This is a genomic window from Chloroflexus sp., from assembly GCF_034434295.1.
GTDB lineage: Bacteria > Chloroflexota > Chloroflexia > Chloroflexales > Chloroflexaceae > Chloroflexus.
Genome location: NZ_DAOTZQ010000070.1, coordinates 40,435 through 62,321, shown reverse-complemented (window position 1 = coordinate 62,321; position 21,887 = coordinate 40,435). Strand labels below are relative to the sequence as shown.

Annotated in this window: 16 protein-coding genes; 4 read left to right on the top strand and 12 right to left on the bottom strand. The window is 56.4% G+C overall.

The genetic code is table 11. The features are described from left to right. From VAE57_RS10405 to VAE57_RS10385, 5 genes are all read right to left on the bottom strand, one after another. Nucleotides 1-1,026, bottom strand: coding sequence for a WYL domain-containing protein (locus VAE57_RS10405; RefSeq protein WP_322821817.1), 1,026 nt, complete (start codon nt 1,024-1,026; stop codon nt 1-3). Between the two features lie 786 nt (nt 1,027-1,812). After that, the gene (locus tag VAE57_RS10400) at nt 1,813-3,678 is read right to left on the bottom strand and encodes an MDR family MFS transporter (protein WP_322821816.1); all 1,866 of its coding nucleotides are present in this window, start codon (nt 3,676-3,678) and stop codon (nt 1,813-1,815) included. 126 nt (nt 3,679-3,804) lie between these two features. Next, the gene (locus VAE57_RS10395; protein WP_322821815.1) at nt 3,805-4,272 is read right to left on the bottom strand and encodes a MarR family winged helix-turn-helix transcriptional regulator; all 468 of its coding nucleotides are present in this window, start codon (nt 4,270-4,272) and stop codon (nt 3,805-3,807) included. Nucleotides 4,273-4,513: 241 nt separating this feature from the next. After that, a complete protein-coding gene (gene bchH, locus VAE57_RS10390) occupies nt 4,514-8,323 on the bottom strand; it encodes a magnesium chelatase subunit H (RefSeq protein ID WP_322821814.1) in 3,810 nt (1,269 codons plus the stop codon). Between the two features lie 381 nt (nt 8,324-8,704). Then, nucleotides 8,705-9,064, bottom strand: a complete 360-nt coding sequence (locus tag VAE57_RS10385; protein ID WP_012259208.1) for an STAS/SEC14 domain-containing protein — start codon at nt 9,062-9,064, stop codon at nt 8,705-8,707. A gap of 827 nt (nt 9,065-9,891) precedes the next feature. Here VAE57_RS10385 and VAE57_RS10380 point away from each other — a divergent pair. Beyond that, nucleotides 9,892-10,350, top strand: coding sequence for a hypothetical protein (locus VAE57_RS10380; RefSeq protein ID WP_322821813.1), 459 nt, complete (start codon nt 9,892-9,894; stop codon nt 10,348-10,350). A gap of 80 nt (nt 10,351-10,430) precedes the next feature. Here the strand turns inward: VAE57_RS10380 and aat are convergent, their stop codons facing one another. Genes aat through purL form a run of 4 tightly spaced genes read right to left on the bottom strand, consistent with a single transcriptional unit; the run spans nt 10,431 to nt 15,504 of the window. Further along, complete coding sequence (gene aat, locus VAE57_RS10375; RefSeq protein ID WP_322821812.1) at nt 10,431-11,027, bottom strand: leucyl/phenylalanyl-tRNA--protein transferase; 597 nt, start codon at nt 11,025-11,027, stop codon at nt 10,431-10,433. Beyond that, the gene (locus VAE57_RS10370; protein ID WP_322821811.1) at nt 11,024-11,734 is read right to left on the bottom strand and encodes a hypothetical protein; all 711 of its coding nucleotides are present in this window, start codon (nt 11,732-11,734) and stop codon (nt 11,024-11,026) included. Before VAE57_RS10370 ends, aat begins: the two co-directional genes overlap by 4 nt. A gap of 33 nt (nt 11,735-11,767) precedes the next feature. Continuing rightward, nucleotides 11,768-12,577, bottom strand: coding sequence for a DUF1444 family protein (locus tag VAE57_RS10365; protein ID WP_322821810.1), 810 nt, complete (start codon nt 12,575-12,577; stop codon nt 11,768-11,770). After that, a complete protein-coding gene (gene purL, locus VAE57_RS10360) occupies nt 12,574-15,504 on the bottom strand; it encodes a phosphoribosylformylglycinamidine synthase subunit PurL (RefSeq protein WP_322821809.1) in 2,931 nt (976 codons plus the stop codon). The genes VAE57_RS10365 and purL overlap by 4 nt, the downstream gene beginning before the upstream one ends. Nucleotides 15,505-15,629: 125 nt before the next feature. Here purL and VAE57_RS10355 point away from each other — a divergent pair, with 125 nt between their 5' ends. Then, a complete protein-coding gene (locus VAE57_RS10355) occupies nt 15,630-16,148 on the top strand; it encodes a YbaY family lipoprotein (protein ID WP_322821808.1) in 519 nt (172 codons plus the stop codon). Nucleotides 16,149-16,159: 11 nt separating this feature from the next. On the opposite strand, the gene VAE57_RS10350 is transcribed toward VAE57_RS10355, so the two are convergent. The 3 genes from VAE57_RS10350 to VAE57_RS10340 form a co-directional block, all read right to left on the bottom strand. Beyond that, nucleotides 16,160-16,765: a GNAT family N-acetyltransferase gene (locus VAE57_RS10350; protein ID WP_322821807.1), complete on the bottom strand. Its 606-nt coding sequence runs from the start codon at nt 16,763-16,765 to the stop codon at nt 16,160-16,162. 322 nt (nt 16,766-17,087) lie between these two features. Then, nucleotides 17,088-18,431 carry an aspartate aminotransferase family protein gene (locus tag VAE57_RS10345; RefSeq protein WP_322821806.1) on the bottom strand — a complete coding sequence of 448 codons (1,344 nt, stop codon included), beginning with the start codon at nt 18,429-18,431 and terminating at the stop codon, nt 17,088-17,090. 303 nt (nt 18,432-18,734) lie between these two features. Continuing rightward, on the bottom strand, nt 18,735-19,511 hold the full coding sequence (locus VAE57_RS10340; RefSeq protein ID WP_322821805.1) for an inositol monophosphatase family protein: 777 nt from the start codon (nt 19,509-19,511) through the stop codon (nt 18,735-18,737). A gap of 155 nt (nt 19,512-19,666) precedes the next feature. Between VAE57_RS10340 and VAE57_RS10335 the strand changes: the two genes are divergently transcribed. Next, nucleotides 19,667-20,263 carry an ASCH domain-containing protein gene (locus VAE57_RS10335; protein ID WP_322821804.1) on the top strand — a complete coding sequence of 199 codons (597 nt, stop codon included), beginning with the start codon at nt 19,667-19,669 and terminating at the stop codon, nt 20,261-20,263. Between the two features lie 87 nt (nt 20,264-20,350). Then, complete coding sequence (locus tag VAE57_RS10330; protein WP_322821803.1) at nt 20,351-21,694, top strand: NAD(P)/FAD-dependent oxidoreductase; 1,344 nt, start codon at nt 20,351-20,353, stop codon at nt 21,692-21,694. Nucleotides 21,695-21,887 lie beyond the last annotated feature (193 nt).

The following is a 21,887-nucleotide window of genomic DNA, read 5'->3' as shown; positions in this document are numbered from 1 at the left end:
TCACCTCTCGTGCAGCGGATGTTCCTGCGCGTATAACTGCCGCATGCGCTCGATAGTTTGCCGAATCTGCGCGATCAACTCTGGCGGTTCGAGTACCTGACAATGATCGCGATAGCGCAAGAGTATCTGTTCAGCCTGCCAGAGATCACCGGTCTGAGCCGATACTTCTGCGCTACCATCATCGAGGTATGTCACCGTGCTTTGCGAAAACCACAGCGAAATATCCCGGTTGCGTGCAACCTGCGGTGAAAGTCGGTAGCGAATTGCCCATATCCGGCGTGTTGGCAGCTCTGGTGGTAAGGCCCGTCGTTCAACCTGGAGTGTACCGGGAATGATCCGATCAACGCGATAGGTTATGTATTGCCCAATCGTCACCTGCTGGGACGAATTGTAGCAATAGGCTTCAAGATACGTATGCCCATCGCGAACAAACAGCCGTATCGGGGCAACCCGGTGCGACTCAGGCTCATCACTGTAGTTCGAGCGGTACTGAAACTGCACAGCGTGACGACGCAGATTGCGTTGCAGGCGCATCAACAATTTCTGATCAACGGTTGTACTACTCTGGGGCAATTCAACCCGGAACGTAATCGGTTGCTGGATCGTTTGTCGTTGTTCATCAGGTAGCAGGGCAATAATATGCTCTAAGAGTGAACGTATCTGCAACCGGTTCGGCCAGCTTCCCTCGCTAAAGAACGAGACGAGAAAAGCCAGGGCTTCCATCTCCTCATCCGGCAGACTCAGTAACGTCAGGCGGCCAAAATCGGTCAGGATGTACCGGCCATCAAGCTGGCGCTTAAGTGTGCAACGAAACTCATTGCGAATAGCGTGGAAATCGTGACGAAGTGCAGTTAAGGCATTCGACGGGTAGACCGACTCACCAAAGACGCGACGCGCATCAGCAATCAACTCTTCAGGAAGGGCCGATCTCCGCCCAAGACGGCTGATCAGCCACAACCGACGCTGGACGGTCAGCGCTGAACTGCGTTTGCGGCCACGACCACGGCGCGGACGTTGAGTCGTCACAGTGACACCTCATTAAAACAGGGCAACGATTCCTTGGACGTATTATATACCTGGAGTTGCCGGATTGCGTAGCGACCCGAAAAACGGTTCGCTATAGCCACGGCTGATCATAGCAACCCGCCCGTCACTGGCAGAGAGTGCTGAATTCGGGGAATATCACTATACGCCGACCCTCTCTCCCCCGAACATGGCACTTTCCACTCCTCTCCCCCCTTTTCATTACCCACAATATCAAACCCGGTTTAGGAGAAGTCATCGCTCGTGATCACACCATCACGCTGGCGGCAACCTGAGCACAGCGACGGCGAACAACGCTTCTGTCACACACATCGTGATATGACGTGATATGACGTGCCGGTGTAGATGCAGTTTCCCGACTGGATTCCCCGTAGCGCATCGTTTGGAGTGCGGAAGCGTGGCTTCCGCACTCATCGTGCTCGCCGGCAGACGCAGATCACAGCGTTTATCCGTGTCGGCTCGTAACCCTGATGACGGTGATACGTGCGCGGGTGGAAGTCTGCCTCATTGGGAACGGCATTGGTGCCGCGTTAACAGCATCACAGAATGTTGTATCACATGGTGCCTCGGAATGATGTACGGTATCCATCAAGATGATATGACGCATCATACCGGCTATCACACGCGGCATATGGGGAATAAAAAGCCCCTGGTGGAAGAGAGCGGGAGTAGGGGGAGTTTGGTGAGGGCAACCCGCCTCCACGGGTGAATGGCCCTGGCGCACGCCCCTCCCCACTCTCTCAAATGGACGAGATAACTTCCTGAAACTTACTCCATCAGTGGAGGCAAATCCTGCCCGTAGCTGCGCTGTAGCGGCAGTTGGGGAATAAACAGCGCCAGGATCAGACCAATAACGGCGAGCCAGATTGCGTACCGGTAAATGGTGGTGACGCTGTCGGTAAAGGCATCTTTCAAAGCAGTACCAATCTGTTGGCCCAACGCACGACCTTCGGCCCGTGCCGTCTGTTCCGCTTCGTCCAAGCGGGCAAGTACCTGCGTGAGCGCCTGTTCGCGTGCAGCCGCCGGTAGTGTCTCTACCATCTCCAGCATCGCCTTCTGCTGCGCCGGCAATTGGGGATCGCTACGCAACGTTGCAATCGCTGCCGGATCGGCATCACGTAACGCACGCGTGATGAGATCTCGCCGCACGGCAAACTGTTCAGCAATGGCTTGCTCAATACGAACTGCCGGATCGACCACCTCACCACTCGCTCCCTCGCCCGCCCCCATACCGTTCCGCAACGCGCTGCTATCGAAACGGGCCGCCAGATCAGGCGGTAACTGGGCCTGAATTGGGGCCAGACTCGTGCTCAGGCTCGTCGTGAGCACACCGGTAAGCAGTGCGCCAAAGACTGCCGACCCCACCACCTGACCGATTTGCTGAAAAAACTGCCGGCTGGCAGTGGCCGCACCCAGATCGGTGCGCGGCACCGCGTTCTGCATTGCCAGATTGAGGATTGGCATTGATGGCCCCAGCCCCAAACCGAGCGCAATCATGCGTAGGCGCACCATCCAGATCGACGTGTCCGGTGTGAGCGTCGTCAGCCACCAGAGTGATCCGACAATGATCGCCATCCCGGCAATGATCACCCACTTATAGTTACCGGTGCGCTGCACGATTTGCGATGACACCATCGCCCCTACCACCAGACTCAGCGTCAGGGGAATAAGCGTCGTCCCGGCAGCCGTCGCACTCACTCCCAGCACATTCACCAGGTAGAGCGAGAGAAAGAAGATCGCCGCAAACAGAGTCGCTCCCACCGTCACCCCAATCAGCGCCGTTAGCGTAAAGGTGGGAATACGGAACAAATGCAACGGCAGAATCGGCGACTCGGCACGCCGTTCGATCAGGAGGAAGAGAACGAGGCCGACGGCACTGATGGCAAACATGCTCAGAATAAGGGGTGATGTCCACGGATAATCATTCTTGTCGAGCGTCAGGGCCAGCAAGAATGGGATCACGGTCAACAACAGGGTCGCGGCACCGGCATAATCAATGGCCGGCTTAAGCCCACTGTGCAGGCGTGGTAATTTGGCAACGATGAACCCAAGGGCGATCACACCCAGCGGGAGGTTAACGAAAAAGACCCAATGCCAGCTCAGATTGTCGGTTAAGAGACCACCGATGAATGGGCCAACCACACTCGACAACCCGAACACTGCACCGAACAACCCCATGTAGCGTGCCCGTTCTGCCGGCGCAAACAGATCGGCTGGGATTGCAAATGCCGTTGAGGTGAGGGCTGCCGCCCCGAAGCCCTGCAAGCCACGGAAGAAGACCAACTGTGTCATATCGGTGGCCAGCCCGCATAGCAGCGAACCGAGTAGAAAGACCGCGATCCCGAACAGCAGAACGTACTTGCGTCCGTAAATATCGGACAGCTTGCCATAGATCGGCACCATCGCCGTTGAGGCCAACAGATAGCTGGTTGAAACCCAGCCGATCAGTTCGATACCCTGCAAATCGGCGACGATGCGCGGAAGTGCGGTAGAAACAATCGTCTGATCCAGCGCCGAAAGAAACAGGCCCAGTAAGACACCGATCAAGATTAGCACCTTACTCCGTTGATCGAGCGTTGCAGCGTAGTCGATGCGGACAGTCGTAGCTGTCGGGGAAGAGGTTGTAGTTGCCATAGGTTCTGTATACACTCCTGTACAGTTATGACATGATTCGATCCCAAATCGGGCACAGGCAAAGCCAACCCCAAATACACACATACGTCGGGGTTAATACGTATCAAACGTGGCAAGTCGGCGAACCTAGGTGGTAGTCACAAGATTCCACTCGCGGCAGGCGGCGTGCAGCGCCTGACCCAACTGCGCGAGCAATTCGGGTGGTAACCGGCTGAGATGGCGGCTGGCCTCTTGCAATCTAATCTGGCGCGCTTCGGCGACTATCGCCTGCCCGGTTTCAGTGAGCGAAACCAGTTTCTGGCGTCGATCATGCGGTGCTTCATAGCGCTCAACCAGCCCATCCTGTACGAGCTGTTCGATCATCTGACTGGTCGTACCGAGAGTCAGATTGAGATGTTCACTCAAAGATGAAATAGTGGTTGTGCGCTGCCGTTGAATGTACATGAGCGAGACCAGACGCGGCATCGAGAGATTGGAGCGCTGCAGAAATTGCAGGAGCGTCTCCATGCTCTGGCCCATGAGTTCACTGTGTACAAGATTAAAGAGTTCAGCAACCTGTTCGGCGGTATAGGGCGGATCAAGTTCATGATACATGATTTGAACCTTCAAATAGTTTTGTTTATCAAACTATTTGGAGTATATAACCATTTTGTCGTTCTGTCAAGGGCTGTAGATGGCAAAGATGATCAGAAGTCTGTACTGGGGTATTTTGACGACCAAGGCATGGCGTTAGCCAATACGTTCCTACAGCGAGCGTGGTGTCAAGAGTGAACAATGCGACACCCCCACTCCTCTCACCGGGGGTGAGGAGCGGGGGCGGGGGTGAGGGAACCGGTTATCCAACCACACCCTCTAAACGGTCTTCCAGGTCGGCGTGTAGTTCACGCAGCCGTTCCAGGGTTGCCTCATCTGTCTGCCACATCCCTCTTGCATTCGCTTCCAGCAGACGCCCTACCATATTGCGCGCCGCTGCCGGGTTGAGAGCTTCAATCCGGGTTCGCATGGCATCGTCGAGCACGAAGGTCTGCGCTGCTTCGTCGTAGACCCACTGATCGACCGCGTCGGTAGTGGCACTCCACCCCAGCATGTAGGTAAAGCGGCTGGCAATCTCGGCGGCACCGTTGTGGCCGTGGCGTAGCATGCCCTCGTACCACTTCGGGTTGAGGAATTTCGTGCGGTATTCGATCCGCAGCGTCTGCTCCAGCGTTTGCAGTTTGGTCTCAGCTGTAAAACTCTCAACAAAATTGAGCGGTACGCGCTGACCGGTGGCCCGTTCGGCTGCTGCTTTTAAGGCACCTGAATAACCGTAGTAGTGCTGCATGTCGGTGAGACCGTATTCGACGCTGTCGATCTCCTGGGCTACTCGACTCACTGTGCCGAGCAAGGTACGTAAGACTTCGGGACGCGCCTCACCGTTTTGCCGTCCACCGAAGGCATATGCATTCCGCTTGATAAACAGCTCCTCAAGTTCTTCCCGTTTTTCCCAGGCACTGCCTTCAATCGCCTCGTCAACATCCGTTCCGTAGGTACCAGCGGCCTGGGTAAAGATGCGGGCGGTCGCCTGATCGAAGGTCTTCCCGGTAGCCATCATCTCTTGCACATGTTTGCGGATGTAGTTCATGGCCGGCGGTTCATCAGCCGACGCTGCCTCACGCACCAGGCGATCAAGCATATCCATGGTACCGGCAAAAATATCGCGGAAGATGCCGGAAGCGGTCATGAGCACATCGATCCGTGGCCGTCCCAGTTCAGCTAGCGGGATCAGGGTATAACGCCCCACTTTACCCTGACCATCTTTAACCGGTCGCGCTCCGATCAGGCCGAGGACAATCCCAATCGACTCGCCTTTGGTCTTGATCGCATCCAGCCCCCACAACACCTGGGCAATCGTCTCAGGGTACTGACCAGTCTCGGCGCGATGAGCAGCGATGAGCGCCTCGGCAATCTGGACACCGCGCTCATAGGCACTGTCTGTCGGCACACGGAACGGATCAAGACTGTGGATGTTACGTCCGGTCGGCAACACTGTCACACCATCGCGAATGATGTCACCGCCGGGTGCTGCCGGAATGTAGCGTCCGGCCAGCCCACGCACCAGAAAATCCAGCTCCTGCGTGTTGTCGCGCAATGCAGCCAGCAATGCCCGCCCATGCTGCACCAGACCGGTGACCTCCGCCGCTGGCAGGCCAAAGGTCTGCGCGGCCCGTTCTGGGGACATCTGACCGAAGACAGTCTGCTGCACCAGTTCTGTGCAGCGGGCTTCAATCTCTTCGCGCAAGGCCAATGCAGTTGCATCACCCTGGCGCACCTGTGCCAATAATTCGTTGTAGCGCAAACCGGGCCGCCGTGCCGACAACAGCAGATCGGCCAGACCGGGCAGCTCGCCCCGCGGCACCTTCAGCGTTTCGACGATTAGCGTAAGCTGTTCTTCCGGTGGTGGTGCGCTACCCAGCACGTGCAGCCGATCCGTGATCATGGTGGTTGCCAGATCGCGCAGATACGCATACGCACGCGACGCAAAACGGCTGAATGGTTCATCGGGCTGGCGCACCAAGTCCTGATCCAGATTGAGCAGAGCGATCTTTTGCATAATCGCTACCGCTTCGGGACTTTGATCGTCATCGGCCAGCGCTGCCGGACGCTCGCGATATTCAGTCAGCAGGTCTTGCAGAGCCTGCAATTCGCGGTACAACCCGGCACGACCATACGGCGGGATGGCGTGACCGATGATCGTGCTGTAGCCGCGACGCTTGGCAATATTGGCTTCGGCAGGGTTATTGATGGGATAGACGTAGAAATTGGGCACCTCACCCAACAACACATCAGGCCAGCAGCGGTCGGTCACACCCAGTTGCACGCCGGGCATCCACTCGGCGGTACCGTGCATACCGAGATGGATAATCGCATCGGCTCCGAACTGCTCGCTGAGATAGCGGTAGAAGAGCGCGTATTGATGGTGCGGTGTATTTTCCTTGTCGAAGAGCAGACGCATCGGATCACCGGGCATCCCGATCACCGGTTGCACACCGATAAAGATATTCCCAATCTGGGTACCGGCCAGCCGCACCTTATCGCGTCCGAGCGGCGCAATATCACCGGGAAATTCACCCCACCGTGCGTTGATCCGCTCTTGATCGATAGGCCGGAGCCAGCGATAAAAATCCTGGCGGTCGGCGCTGGTTCCAATCACCACCGGCGGATGGCCGGGTGGCAGTGGCTGATCGCTCACCAGACCCTCAAGGCAGCGGGCAAAGACAGCCGGATCGCGGGGGTAACGGCCTACATCGTACCCTTCAGCCGCCAGCCGGTCGAGGAGCGCAATCAGACTGGCCGGCACATCGAGCAGGGCAGCCGTAGCCACCTTCCCCTGGCCTGGCGGATAGTTGTAGACGATGATTGCCACCTTCTTGTCCCGGTTCGCTTTCTTGCGCAGCCGGACAAACCCACGGGCCATGCGGGCCAGCCGCTCAAGACGATCCGGAACAGTCGTGATTGTACTACCCCGCATTCCGCCGAGCACAACCGGGGCGACTGCCCCATCCATCTCCGGCAAGCTGAAGAGGAACGTACTCTGCAACGGCCCTACGCCACGCTCACGCCAGTCATCTTCATCCTGCACGAACAGTGGTTGAGCCACGATATAGGGGGTATCGAGTTTACTCAACAACTCGCGAGCCACATCAACCGTTAACCCGGCTTTGGTCGAACCGGCAGGCCCACCAACGAGGGGAAAGCCCATCGTGTTGATCACCAGATCAACCTTCATATGGCTTAGCCACTCGCGTACCACGATATGGCTCTCGATACCCATCACAAAAATTGGCAACACGCGCAATCCGGCGGCTTCCAGAGCACGCACAATTTTATAATGATAGTCGGCGCCAGACAGGATATGAGCACGAAATGACAGCACGGCCACTGTGCCGAGCGGCGGCGGCACATCTTTGCGCACCCGATTGCGCTCCTTCTCCCAGCGCTCGTACTCGGCAGGACTGGCAAAGAGGCGCGGCGCATCGGGGTGGGCAAAGCCCATATTCGGCATCTCAACGACGGGGTCAACCCGCAAATGGCTCCTCCCGCCATACTCGCGCAAGATCAGCTTGAACATATTGGCGGCATTCGCCACACTGCGATGGTTCCAGTAGTTATTGACATTCGTCCAGTTACGAAAATCGTTCAGACGTTTACCGGGCAAGAAATTGATCAGTTTAGACGTGATTTTTTGCAATTTGACGTAGCCGTAGAATGCATCTTCCTCACGCCCACCAACCAGCAGTCGGGCAATATTCTGTACGGGCTTTGGCATGCCTTTGCCGGCTTTAAGGTTGTAAGAACCAACCTTATTCAAGCGCATCACTTCGGGTAAGCCCTCGAACGAAAAGACGATCGGCGGATCGTGACGTTCAACCATCGGCACCAGCACCTCTGCCGTTTCGTTGAGGGTGATCAGCGAGAGAATCAGACACTGACAGCGGGCAATCGCCGATTCTACCTCTGCCGTGCGGTTCGTCACGTCGCGATCTTCAAAGATATGTAAGCGGAATTCGGGAACTTCTTTACGTACTTCGGCTTCAGCACGATGGAAGAAATCCTGGCTGTAGCGCTGCAAGCCGAGCACCATCACAAACTCAAGTGGCTGGCTCATAGCTCCATTGCTCCTTGCCCTTCAACAGATGACCTGAACATATTATGCAATCGTATGACCTAAAATACAATCTGAACAGAAAATTAACAAAGCCTGTGCATATAAGCAAAGATACTTGTGGCGAGCATTACACCAGCAGTGGGAAATGGTTGTCACCGACCTGACGCAGATGGGCATGCCCAACGGTGAGGAGGCCATCAACAGAGTAACCGTGAGGAGTTCACCCGGATCTTGATCGGTCAGCAGGCCGGACGAGGCGCAGGTAAAGAGGAAGCTCCCGTTTTGCGGGACGCCTGCCAAGGGCATTTCGACTGCCTGACTGTGGGTCGCCAGGCAGCAGATTCGTTGGGGAAGCGGTTTCGCCACAAACGACAGATGTGATCAGTCACCGTATTCCATCACCGTACCCAGAAAACGCAGCGCCTCCTGTTCAGTGGCAAACAACCCGATGCCGCTGACAAAACGTACCAGCGGCGCAAATATAAGGAGATGATGCTCAGAGACAATAAAGGCAATCCGGCCAAGATGCTTATGGTGAACGATGGCCTCGGTACGCTGCCGTGCGCCGCGATCCGCGCCAGAGATACGACGACCATCGACCAGCAAATCTGTCGGCTTTGGACACTGATCGAGCAAGCGCCACATTTCGTGATAATACCGTTCCGCTTCGGCCAGGTGCAGATGTTCTTCCATCACCACCCAGATCAGATCGTGGGCACGGCGACGAATGCGGTAAGGCATAACATGCTCCCTTTTTCATTATTTGCAATCTTTTGCACATTATACATATTTTTGCTGTATATGTCTAGCGAAAAGGTTTGTGAATTTCCCACGACTCACATCAAACCTTGACCTATAGGTGCATCATCGGCGCTGGTATGCCCTCGAAGCGCACGCTGCCTCCGCCCCCCCAACCTACCCCGCCCCGCAGTGGATGTGGCCAGAGACGTAGCACAAACCAGTACCACCGCACGACAGCGGGAGTCATCCTGTACCGGTGTTCCCGCCTCCAGCGGGGGCGGGTGAGGGTGGTGGCGTCCTCCCCAAACCCTGCAAAGACAGACGGAATGTATGAGCCACAGGAATGTCTACCGTTTCATGCCAAATCTTGCTCGACAATGTGCATTGTTTGGATGTAATCCTTTTGCAGAAGCGGTTACCGCGTGTGCTCCTGGCGAGTCACTCGTGGATTGTCGTTGGCGTCATAGGGAGACGGCATGTCGTGCCCCTGCGGGCGTCCAGCGGTACATCATTCAGTGCAGTACCAGCGTAGGGGCGACGCATGCGTCGCCCCTACACATGTGTTGCCCCGTGTCGCCTCCTGAAGGGGGCGGGTTCAGAATCCGCCCTTACAGTGTCACATACAGAGGGAGGGCGAGCACCGTCGTCAGAGGGCTGCTGAAATACTGTTCTACCGACGCTCGTGCGCTGGGTTCAGGTGTGTATAACGACGCAACACGTGCATCATTAGCATGTCTATTGTTGACGATCATCCACGGCGCTGCTATAATCGCCGCTACAATCAATCTTGAGAGACGCTCTGCGACCGTGAGGAGAGGCTTGTTCTTATGGGTTTCTTTGACTACTTCATGACTGTTAGCCCTCAATTTGGCTCATATGCGTGGACTTTCTTTATTGTGCAGATTCTTTTGGTCGCGAGCGGCGCCTACTTTATCTGGCTACACACGGAGCGAAACGTTGCACGAGCAACCTTTTTTCGCCAACTGGGGATCGCCCTGCTGATTGTAGGTGGGTTTGGTGTGGCATTGGGCGTGGCCCGTATGCTCAACGTGCCCACATTTAATCAGCGCTTTTGGTTTTACATTCAGCTCGTGATCGAGTTGATTTTGGGCGGTTACGTCGTATACTACATGCGTAATGTCTTGCCCGAACTCGCACGCAATGTGCGTACCCGCACCCCGGCACCACGCCAGAATCCAGCCGCCGCTGCACCGGCTACACCACGTCCGGTTGCTACGACCGGTCGCCGTGAAGCCCGTCGCGAACGCAAACGCAAGAGCAAGTAGGGTTTACACCAGACACAAACAGCATGCGACGTACCGTTCCGGTACGTCGCATATTTCTTATGTCGATGCTTCAACGGCGCTTACCATGTCGCCGGGACGGTCAATGCCTGGCGCAGGAGCCGGTGATATTCAGTGCGCGGTATCTCGATGGCACCAAATTGCAGCATGTGCGTCCCAGTGAGGAATTGTGAGTCGAGAAGCACAAAACCACCACAGCGCAAACGTTCAACGAGGTGCACCAGGGCGACTTTGCTGGCATCGCGCATGCGATGAAACATGCTCTCACCGGCAAAGAGACCGCCAAGCGCTACCCCGTACAGCCCCCCGACCAGGTGGCTGTCGCGCCAGCATTCCACACTGTGCGCGTATCCCAGACGGTGTAATTCGGTGTACGCACGAATGATCTCCGGCGAAATCCAGGTTGTTTCACGGCCCGGCGCCGGGGCAGCACATGCTTCAATCACGTCTGCAAAGGCCTCATCAAACGTCACGGTATAGACCCCTGTGCGCACGGTGCGCACCAGCCGTCGCGGAACATGAAACCGTTCGTCGAGCGGAATAATCGCCCGCCGAATCGGCTCGTACCAGCCAATCTCGCCACGTGCGTCTGCCATTGGGAAGATGCCCTGCGCGTAGGCAGACAAGAGCAATTCTGGAGTAAGTACGGTTTTGCTCATCGCCAGCGATCCAAGCGATTAAGCGCACTACTGATGATGTAGACACACCAGCCAAGTAGGGCGAGGGTTAAGATCAGCCCGATCCGTCCAGGCCACTCACCATCTGGCAGCAAGCGCCCGATAAGGAGCGGCGCACCGATGACGCCGTAGATCAGGACGCTGAACAGGGTCGGCATCGGCAAAATGGCGACTGCCATACTTGGCCACGAATAGTTCTGTACGGTGAGAAAGACGTAACAGAGACCGTAGCTAATGGTTGCACTCATCAGCGCGGCGAGCAGCTCCACGCGCACACCAAAGGGAAGTGTCTGCAAAAGTAGTGGCGGGGTCGCTGGCCGCAGGTTGAGGATGCTGATGAGCAACTGAAAACTTACAAATACAGCAAACGTGAAGAGACCACTGCCCAGCCCTGGTGTCCACCAGCGGTACAGGTAAAGGCCAACGATGATCAGGGCCGGTAACGGATCGGGCCATGCTGCCGGTAGTGAGCGGATCGGATCAAAGGGTGTCGCGAGGGCTGCGATGAGCGATCCGAGGCCAGGCACAGTCTGGAGTGTGTAGAGCAATCGCCACACTGGATCGAGCCAGGCACTCAGTTGACTCGCCAGCAGCGCCAGAATGTACAATGGGTTGCGCTGCTGCCACCAGAGCCATCCCGCCACAGCGTAGAATACAAGGGTTACGATAAGCGCGAACAGAACTCCCACTCCTTGCACGCCATCACACAACAGCGCACGCTACTACACCCAATGATATTCACGTACCTGACCATCCTCAATCGTGAAGAGTTGGTCGGTCAAGCCATTGTCACGCTGAGCAGCATCGAGCTGAATCTGGTGCGCAACGCTGGTGAGAATGCTTTCGTCGGCATCGCTGAAGGCGATGAGAAAATCGCGATTGGGAATGCCGATCACCATCGTTCCCGGAAAGTGGGGTTGCCAGCTTGCCAGGAGATTGGGCAGTAAGATGCGGGTAGCATCATACCCATCTTGCGAATTGGCGATAATCAGGCGCTGTGCCCCTTCTCCCGTCACCAGAAACCTGGCCCGCTCCTGAGTGCGGGCAGCCAGGTTGGTCAGCGCTTGCTCGTGAAGCACATGCTCGCCAATTCCCCACCGTTCGAGATGCCGTTCGTTGATGTACGCCACCGTCTGCGGTTCGTCGATGACGTAGGTGATGATGAGATCGGCAAGAAATGGACGATACGCCAGCATCGGCAATTTTTTCTCGAAGACGGCGTTGAGGAGCACAATCGGCTTGAGCATGGGCAGCACGCGCTGCGCTACTTCACTAAATGTTTTCGCTTCACGAGCAGGTAGCTGTTCATACAGAACACGGAGCAGCGTCGCATACACCAGATCAAAGTGCTCTGGAGCCTGCGTGTAGGCATTGTAAAAGGGTTTTATGTCGATCCGCAACCGACGCTGACCGGCGCGAACCTGGATCACCTCCCCTTCACGACCGAGAAAGTCGATGGCAGGTTCGCCCTGCAATCGCTGTTCGACTTCGATAACAAATTCAGCACAACTTAGCGGAGACTGCCCGCTCATAGATCACTATCCTTTACATTGATCACATCGAGGCTATGCTGCCAGACATCATGTAGAGTTGTCACCGGCACGTTGATCAGGGGACGTTCCTGCCACTCGATCTGTAACGCTGGTATGGCAGTCACTACACCCAGACGCACGAGCGGCAGGCCGGCGAACATGGCCTCGAACGCTGCTCCATGGGCTGGATCAACTGCAATTAAGAATCGACTTGGGGTTTCGCTAAACAGGGCCGTAATCGGATCAACATCCAGCTTATCAAGCACGAGATGCAGACCAAGTTCACCGGCAATCGCCATCTCGGCAGCGGCTACTGCCAGTCCACCCTCGCTGAGATCGTGGCAGGCGCGTACCAGACCGGCACGGATTGCTCGATGCAGAGTACGGAACGTCGTGCGTGCTGCCACCAGATCAACTTTCGGTAAGGCGCCAACATCGTCGATCATGCCGACTGCTGCCAGATGACTGCCGGCAAATTCAGAGCGGGTGGTACCGAGGAGGTAGATGACATCACCGGGCTGCTTTACGTCCATTGTGACACACTGTCGGATATCCGGTACCTCGGCCAGCGCCGAGATCAGAAGGGTTGGCGGGATGGCAACCCGGCGGCCTTCGGCGTCACGATATTCGTTGTTGAGTGAGTCTTTCCCGCTGATGAAGGGGGTACCGAAGGCAACGGCACCGTCGTAGCAGGCAGCGGCTGCCCGTACCAGGCCGGCCATGCGATCAGGTTGCTTTGGATCACCCCAGCAGAAGTTGTCGAGAATGGCCGTCCGGTCAGGATCGCCCCCCACTGCGACAACATTTCGTAGCGCCTCGTCGATAGCAGCCAGGGCCATCCAGTAGGGATCGTGTCGTCCGTAGCGCGGGCAGATACCAAAGCCTAGCGCCAGGCCGGCTGTCTCACCGGGGAGCGGCTGAAGGACGGTGGCATCGGAAGGCCCGGCCAGGCTGACACCAACCAGCGGTTTGATAACCGTACCACCACCGACTTCGTGATCGTAGGTTCGGATGATGCGCTCTTTAGAGGCGATTGAAGGATGGGCGAGGAGGGCCAACAGAGCCTGTTCTGGATCGATGTTGGTCAGTTGTGGTGATTGACGCAATGCCGGTGAAGGCTGCCATACGGCATTGAGCACCCGTTGTGGGCGGCCTTCGTGGAGGAAGTGCATATCGAGATCGACGACTGCCAGATCGCGATAGAAAACGCGCAGCCGCTTATCGTCGGTGAATCGGCCAATCGGGGTCGCTTCCACTTCCTCAGCCGTACACAGGGTGAGCAGAGCGATCAGACGGTCGGGCGGTACTGCCAGCACCATCCGCTCTTGCGCCTCGGAAAGCCAGATTTCCCACGGTTGCAAACCGGCATACTTGCACGGTACATGTTCGAGATGCACCTCAGCGCCCAGTTCCGCCCCCATTTCACCAACTGCGGACGATAAACCACCTGCACCACAATCGGTAATTGCTGAATAGAGACCGGCATCACGTGCCTGCAAGAGCACATCCAGCATTTTCTTTTCGGTGATCGGGTCACCAATCTGCACCGCACTACCCACCTCACTGGCAGTCGTGTGCGTCAGTTCGATGCTGGAGAAGGTTGCACCGTGGATCCCATCACGCCCGGTGCGTCCACCCATGACCACAATGATGTCTCCCGGATGCACATTTCGCGGGTGGAGGCCACGCGGGGCAAGGCCAACCGTGCCACAGTAGACCAATGGATTGGCGGTGTAACCGGGATCGAACAGCACTGCACCGCCGACAGTCGGAATACCGAGTTTATTTCCGTAGTCACGAATCCCGGCGACCACTCCACTGGCGATCCGGCGCGGATGGAGCACACCCGCCGGTGGCGGCGGTGCGTCGGGCATACCGAAACAGAGCACGTCAATATTGGCAATCGGTCGTGCCGAAACTCCCAGTACATCGCGAATGACGCCACCCACACCGGTATTTGCGCCACCAAATGGTTCGAGCGCACTGGGATGGTTGTGGGTCTCGACCTTGTACGAAACTTCGTGCCGATCCCCAAACGCCAGAATGCCGGCGTTATCAACAAATGCACTCAACACCCATTCGTCCTGACGTCTGGAGAGTACCTCTTGGGTTGCCCTCATCAGAAAGGTGCGGATGAGGCTATCGATGGTGCAGTTGCCGGCAGCAAGCCGGGTGAGCATCGGGTAATGCTCGCTATCAACCGATAGATCTAGATCTTCTGGTGGTTGAGAATACTGCACGCGGGCCTTGAACGTCTTGTGGGAACAGTGTTCACTCCAGGTCTGGGCAATCGTCTCAAGTTCACCATCGGTCGGATCACGGCCCTGAGCGGTGAAATAGGCTTGAATCGCCCGCATCTCGGCCAGATCAAGCGCCAGCACACCGCGCTGACTAATTGCCATCAACTCATCATCATCAGCAGCACGGAGAGGAACCATCGCCACGTGCGGGGTAGTGGGATGTGGCTCGGCGACCAGCAGTGCATAAAAAGCGGCCCGTGCCGTCGCCTGGGCACCGGGATGGTAGGCGATAGTGGTTTGGACAACATCAATCGCGAGATCCGCCGCTGCCTGCACGGGATCGGTCGTCGCCGGCAAAATATACCGGCGCAATGAGCGGGCATGCTCCAGACTGCGGATGCCCAGCCGACGCGCCCCTTCAACTACACTCTCACCTTCACTATCGGTTACACCAGGACGATAGGCAACTTCCATCACTAACGCATCAGTTGGCGGTAGAAACGGATCGATAAGCGCCTGACCATCTTCGACAACTTGCCAGTGAACCTGTTGCACCACCGGATCGTGCAATAGTTGATCGGCTAACGACGTCACTGCTGATGGCGTAAGTTCAGCGCCGGCCAGCAGATAGAGCTGTTGTGGTGATCTGTTGGCAGATGACGCCACCGTAACCAGATAGAGCGGCATAACTTCTCCAGCGTCGTGTCATGTGAATGCGCAATGTCCCGCATTGGTAACTTTTGCGCATCTCTATCGTTTATAATCTTGAGTATACCATCTTCTCTCGCCTGTTTTGCAACATGGAGAACGCTATGCTGGATATACGGCGGACAATATACACGTTGATTGGTCTGCTCCTGACATTCATACCGGCCAGCGCTATCGCCCAACCGACGGCCAGTCTGAGCGGGATTATTACCTATCGCGAGCAGATTACACTGCCTGCTGATGCACTGGTAACGCTTCAGATTGCTGAGGTGACATCACAGGGAACCGGTGGGCGGGTGGTGGTTGAACAGACATTCACGACGAATGGCGCCCAACCACCGTTTCGCTTCAATCTGGCCTACAATCCGACACTGATCGACGCAGGGCGGGTCTATACGTTGCAAGGCCGGATTCAATCCGGCGGACGCACGCTGTTCTCGACCAACACGCTCATTCCGGTCATTACCGGTAATGCTCCGCGTACTGATATTCAGGTGGTGATGGCAGCCACCGCCAGTACCAGCCTGCCTGCTGCCGGCAGTGAATTATGGCTGATCGGGGTGGCATTGGGTGTAGGATGCCTGGGCATCATCGTGCGCAGTATCCGCCGTAGCACGCGATAAGATGCGGACTATCACGGCTCCCACACGATAAGTGCGGCGTGCGGCATATTACTATCACGGATATGGTTGTAGATAATACCACGCACCGTAAACCCATTCCGTAACTGCGGGGTGAGCGTCGGATCGGTCAAGCACCCTGCCACAACCGCATCCACATACTCTTCGACCGTCATCTGGTCACGATAGGCAGCGTAGCCGGGCAGCATGCCACCGGCGACCATACCTTTCAGGCCGAGATGCCGAATGAGTGCTTTGCGCGCATCGTACAACATTCGGCTGATACCGCGCCCCCGGTAATCGGGATGCACACTCATATCGGCGCCATACAGCCATTCACCTGTCGGATCGTGGTTGCCAAAATTGCCGTGATCAACGATCTCTTCAAACGTGTGGTGATGAAAGACTTTTGCGCCGCTGATACGAAAGGTGCTACTCTGCCCGACGACGCGATCACCATCGAGGGCCACGTGTTGCCCTTCGGGAAACAGGCGTAAATGATTGGCAAAGTTCTCGGCGTCAAAGTGATCGTCGGGATGCAGATGAGGAAAACAGACTTGTTGGTGAATAACCAACTGCGGAATATGTTCAGGTCTGGTCTGAACAACAACAATTGTCATAAGCTATTCTCCTTTGGAATAACCCACGTTGCCACCTACGCTGTGAACAGGTCACGTGAAGCTGACTTCAGGGATGAACAGCAAGACGCTACACACAACACCATGCACCGTAACTGTATGAGCGATTTGGGTAGCAGCCAGTTTTTATAGACGCGCTACGTGATGCCTCAACGTAGCAACTCGGGTTATACCCATTATCTGTGTACTCCGTGCCTCTGTGGTGACAAAGGTAGCAACTTGGGTTTAGAATGAGGCAGCACGTAATGGCAGCGAGAGCGCAGTGTTCCTGCACGCTCACCCTTTACGGCTGCCTCAATGCTGGTCAGTGGCGCATCGCCCCTATCAGCACCTCTAACCCTTCATCGAGCTGATCATCAGTGATAACAAGTGGTACCAGCAAGCGGATACAGTTCACATACAGACCGGCCCGCATCGCCAGCACCCCACGTTCAAGCGCACGCCCCAGGATCGCCAGCACCTCTTCGGCGGCGGCTGGAGTTCGTTTGCGGCGATCCTTGACCAGCTCGATCCCGATCATTGCGCCCAGACCACGAACATCACCAACCAGTGGATCGAGAGAATCATCGGCCAGCAATGGTTCAAATCTGGCCCGAATCTGTTGGCCGATCACCTTTGCCCTTTCCAGCAAGCGCTCGCGTTCAATCAGATCGATAGTGGCCAGCGCCGCGACACAGGCGAGCGGATTGCCGCCATAGGTACCACCGACGCCGCCGTAATGGGCGCAATCCATAATGCGGGCACGACCAATCGTGGCAGCCAGTGGCATACCGGCAGCGATGCTCTTGGCCGCTACGATGATGTCAGGTTCAACGCCAAACTGCTCAATCGCAAAGAGCGTACCGGTACGACCAAAACCACTCTGCACTTCATCGACAATCAACAGTGAGCCGTTGCGCGTGCAAAATTCGCGTAAGCGCCGCATAAATTCGACCGGCACCGGGATAAAGCCACCTTCACCCTGCACCGGTTCAATCAAGACCGCAGCCACCGTTTCGGGATCGACACCGGCAATCTGCATGCGTTCAAATGCGGCCCAGCACTGCTCAACTGCCTCTGCCTCACTCATGCCCATCCGGTAGGCGTAAGGAAAAGGTGCGCGGTAAATCTCTGGGGCAAACGGGCCGAATTTCTTTTTGAAGTAGGTGCGGGACGTGAGCGAAAGCGTGAGCAATGTTCGCCCGTGGTACGCGCCATCAAACACGATAATGGCAGGCCGCCCGGTCGCAGCGCGGGCAAATTTGATCGCATTTTCCACCCCTTCGGCACCCGAATTTGATAGTAACGTCTTGCACGGCTCGCTGATTGGCACCAGCGCATTTAACCGCTCGCAGAGGGCAACATACGGTTCATAAGTGCCAACTAACGCCGAAAGGTGGATCAACTGTTCGGCCTGAGCCTGAACCGCCTGAACCACTTCGGGAGGACAGTGGCCGACGGCGAGCGTCCCAATCCCGCTGACAAAATCGATCAGGGTATTGCCATCAACATCAGTCACCAGCGCACCCTGGCCGGAGGCAATCGCTATTGGAGTTGCCCGCCCCAAACCGGCAACCACCGCCGCATCACGCCGCGCCAGTAATGCGCGCGAACGCGGGCCGGGTATTTCAGTGACAAGACGAATGTGGCGCACAGCAGGCGCAGTCATGATGGTCACTCCTTTGTGTATTTGCTGCCACAACTGATACCGGTCATTATAATACGAAATGCTGATGGTTGGCGAACTGGGGGGGACAGGAGAACACATTCCAGGCTCATAAGAGTGGCGATCAGTGAAGAGGAACACGGATACACGCGAATGACGCGAACCGGCGCGGATGGGGGTGAGGATGTGAGCTATCCACGAGTATCCGCCCAATCCGCGCATATCTGTGTGCATCCGCGTAGTCGCCCATAGGTTTTAGTTCAAGTTCATACACCACTGAAAGGTACTTGAAGTGCTCGTGTCAACTCAAGGCTTAATGCGCTGCACAACCGCGCACACCTGCGCTACCTGTTGCGGGTGACCGATCACGACCGGCGTTGGCAGACGAATCGTTTGCAGCAGTGTCATCCAGTCGGGCAAGGTTCCTTCCAGCGGACAAACCACCCCACCGGCTGACTGTACTATCACCCACCCGGCAGCAACATCCCACACCTTTGCTTTACCGATAATAGCGGCCTTCGCCTGACCACGGGCCACGTAACAACAATCGGCGGCAACCGATCCCAGCACCCGTACTTTACCGGGGTAGTGGATGGTATACGCCCGATGGAAAGTTGAAGGAATGGCAATCCAATCGTTGGGACCGGGCGGTTGGGGAGGCGCAACCTGGATCGGCACATCATTATTCCAGAACGCCTGACTACCGGCAAGCGCCCAATAACAATCGCCCAAGACCGGCAGATAAATTACACCGGCCTGCGGCTCACCATGCCGCAGAATACCGATAGAGACGGCCCACATCGGTAGTCCCGACACAAATGAACTGGTGCCGTCAATCGGATCGATAACCCAGATATACTCACGGTCGAGACCAACCGGATCGCGCTCCTCGCCCAACACACCATGATCGGGAAAGTGAGCGTGAATTGCAGCGCGTAACCAATCCTCAATCGCACGATCTGCCGCCGTTACCAGACTCTTGTCGAGTTTTCGTTCTGGCGACACCTGATTGAAGTACGAGCGCAAAAGCATATCACCGGCTTGTTGCGCCCATGTGCGCACGAGCGCAATATCGATCTCCACACAAACCTCCGCCGGTCGTGGCCACAACGTCTGCCTGCTGCGGCGCATTATTGTATTGTACTACCAATCCGAACAATCAGTACACCCTCAATCCACATAAGCATTTGCTGCCGGCATATGCCCTCCACCAGCCCACCTTCCGCCAGGCCCCACGTATGCGATATTCTTTGAAAACCGGTATTGCAGTGGGCAATGCTCCCAACCTGGGCGTCTTGTGTTATGATACGTATGTCGCATGGATTCCCCATCTGGCAATAGGTATGCAATTATCGCCACAACTCTGGCAACAGATCATCGCGGCAATACAAACCCAACCGACGTGGCACGAGCGTCTGAGTCGGTGGTATCATACACAAAGCGCTCCAACTCTCCACCTGGTCATACTGCGCGAACCGTATTTGAGTCGCATCCTCAGCGGCCAAAAACGGATCGAAAGCCGTTTTGCTCACAACCGCCGTCCTCCATTTGGTCGTGTCGCAGTCGGCGACATCCTGCTTCTCAAGCGTGCCGGTGGGCCACTGGCCGGATTGGCGCTGGTGACAGAAGTAATCAGTCGTCTACTTTCGACAGGCGAGATACACGAAATTCGCCGGGTATACGAGCACGATCTCGCCATCGCCGATCCAGACTTCTGGTCGGCCCACGCCACTGCTCGTTACGTCACGCTCGTCTGGATCGATGATGTCTGGCCCTTGCCACCGCTTCCATTCCCGCGACGTGACCGACGGGGATGGGTGATCGTACAGCGCTGATCTACCGTGGTTCGTTCTGGCGACGGATTGACGGGGTAGGGTGTTCGTGATATTTTGTGAATGATTTCACTAGAAAGGAGGCGAGTCATGTCTTCGCCACATACCATATCCAACCAGCCATCCGCTCAGTCCCGTCGTCCACGAATTGTGATTGTAGGTGCCGGCTTCGGCGGTCTGGCCGCGGTCCGTACACTGGCCCAGGCGCCAGCGGATGTGCTGCTGATAAATCGCACCAACTATCACGGTTTCTGGCCGCTGCTCTACCAGGTCGCAACCGCCGGCCTGGAACCGGAGTCGATTGCCTATCCGGTACGCGCCATTCTGCGCCGTTATCGCAATGTGAACTTTCTGCTCACCGAAGTTCACAGCGTTGATTTTACCCGTCAGCTTGTGCATACCAATACCGGTAGTGTGCAGTACGATTATCTGATTCTGGCAGCCGGCAGCACGACCAATTTCTTCGGTAACGAGCGGATTGCCCGTCACACCCTGGGCATGAAAGATCTAAACGAAGCCCAACGGTTGCGTAACCACGTCTTGTTGTGTTGTGAACGGGCTGCTGCCGAGAGCGATCCGGATAAGCAGATGGCATTGTTGACGTTTGCTGTGGTTGGTGGTGGCCCAACCGGTGTTGAACTGGCTGGAGCCTTTGTCGAGCTTATCCGCCATGTGATTCGGCACGATTATCCGATGCTTGATGTCCGCCAGGCCCGGGTTGTCCTGATCGAAGCTACCGACCGTATTCTCGCCTCATTTCCAGATTCGTTGCAACAGGCTGCGTTGCACCGTCTGCAACGCATGGGTGTTGATGTTCGCCTGAACACGCCGGTCGCCGATGCGGATGCAAACGGTCTCCGGTTTGGCGATGGCTCCAGCCTTGCCACGAAAACTGTTGTCTGGGCTGCCGGAGTACGGGGTGCGCCATTGGTCGATGCGCTGGGGGTAACACTTGGCCGTGGTGCACGTGTGGTGGTAACTCCTCAGCTTACCTTGCCGGACGATGACCGCGTCTTTGTGATCGGTGATATGGCGTACCTGGAAGGCTATCGCCCCGGGGTTGCCTACCCGATGGTGGCACCGGTAGCCATCCAGATGGGTGAACATGCCGCCCGAAATGTATTGGCTCAGATTGACGGGCGACCAATGCAGCCCTTTCAGTACCACGATAAGGGTCAGATGGCAACAATTGGCCGCAGCGCTGCTGTGCTCGACGCCTTCGGTGTGCGGCTGAGCGGCTGGCTGGCCTGGGTTGGCTGGCTGTTTGTCCATTTGATGGCACTGGTCGGTTTTCGCAACCGGGCGTTAGTCCTGCTCAATTGGGCGTATAGCTATTTCACGTATGATCGAGGGGTGCGTCTGATCTTTGGGATTGGTGCTGAAGAGCACGAGGAAGCGCTGCTGGATGTCGGCGAACGACGGAACTACCGGTGAGGTGTTGCCATCGCTGATCCGAATCTTGTGCTATAGTGGACATATCAACAATATGCATGAATGGCATGGAGCAACGCTGCAACTTCATCTGTCGTACACGAGTCGTATGAGCAACGGCGAGTCGTAAGGATGAATGGAGATGGTACCATTCGCGACTCGTGACTACAGAATTGGGCGATCCCGGCCTCGCCTA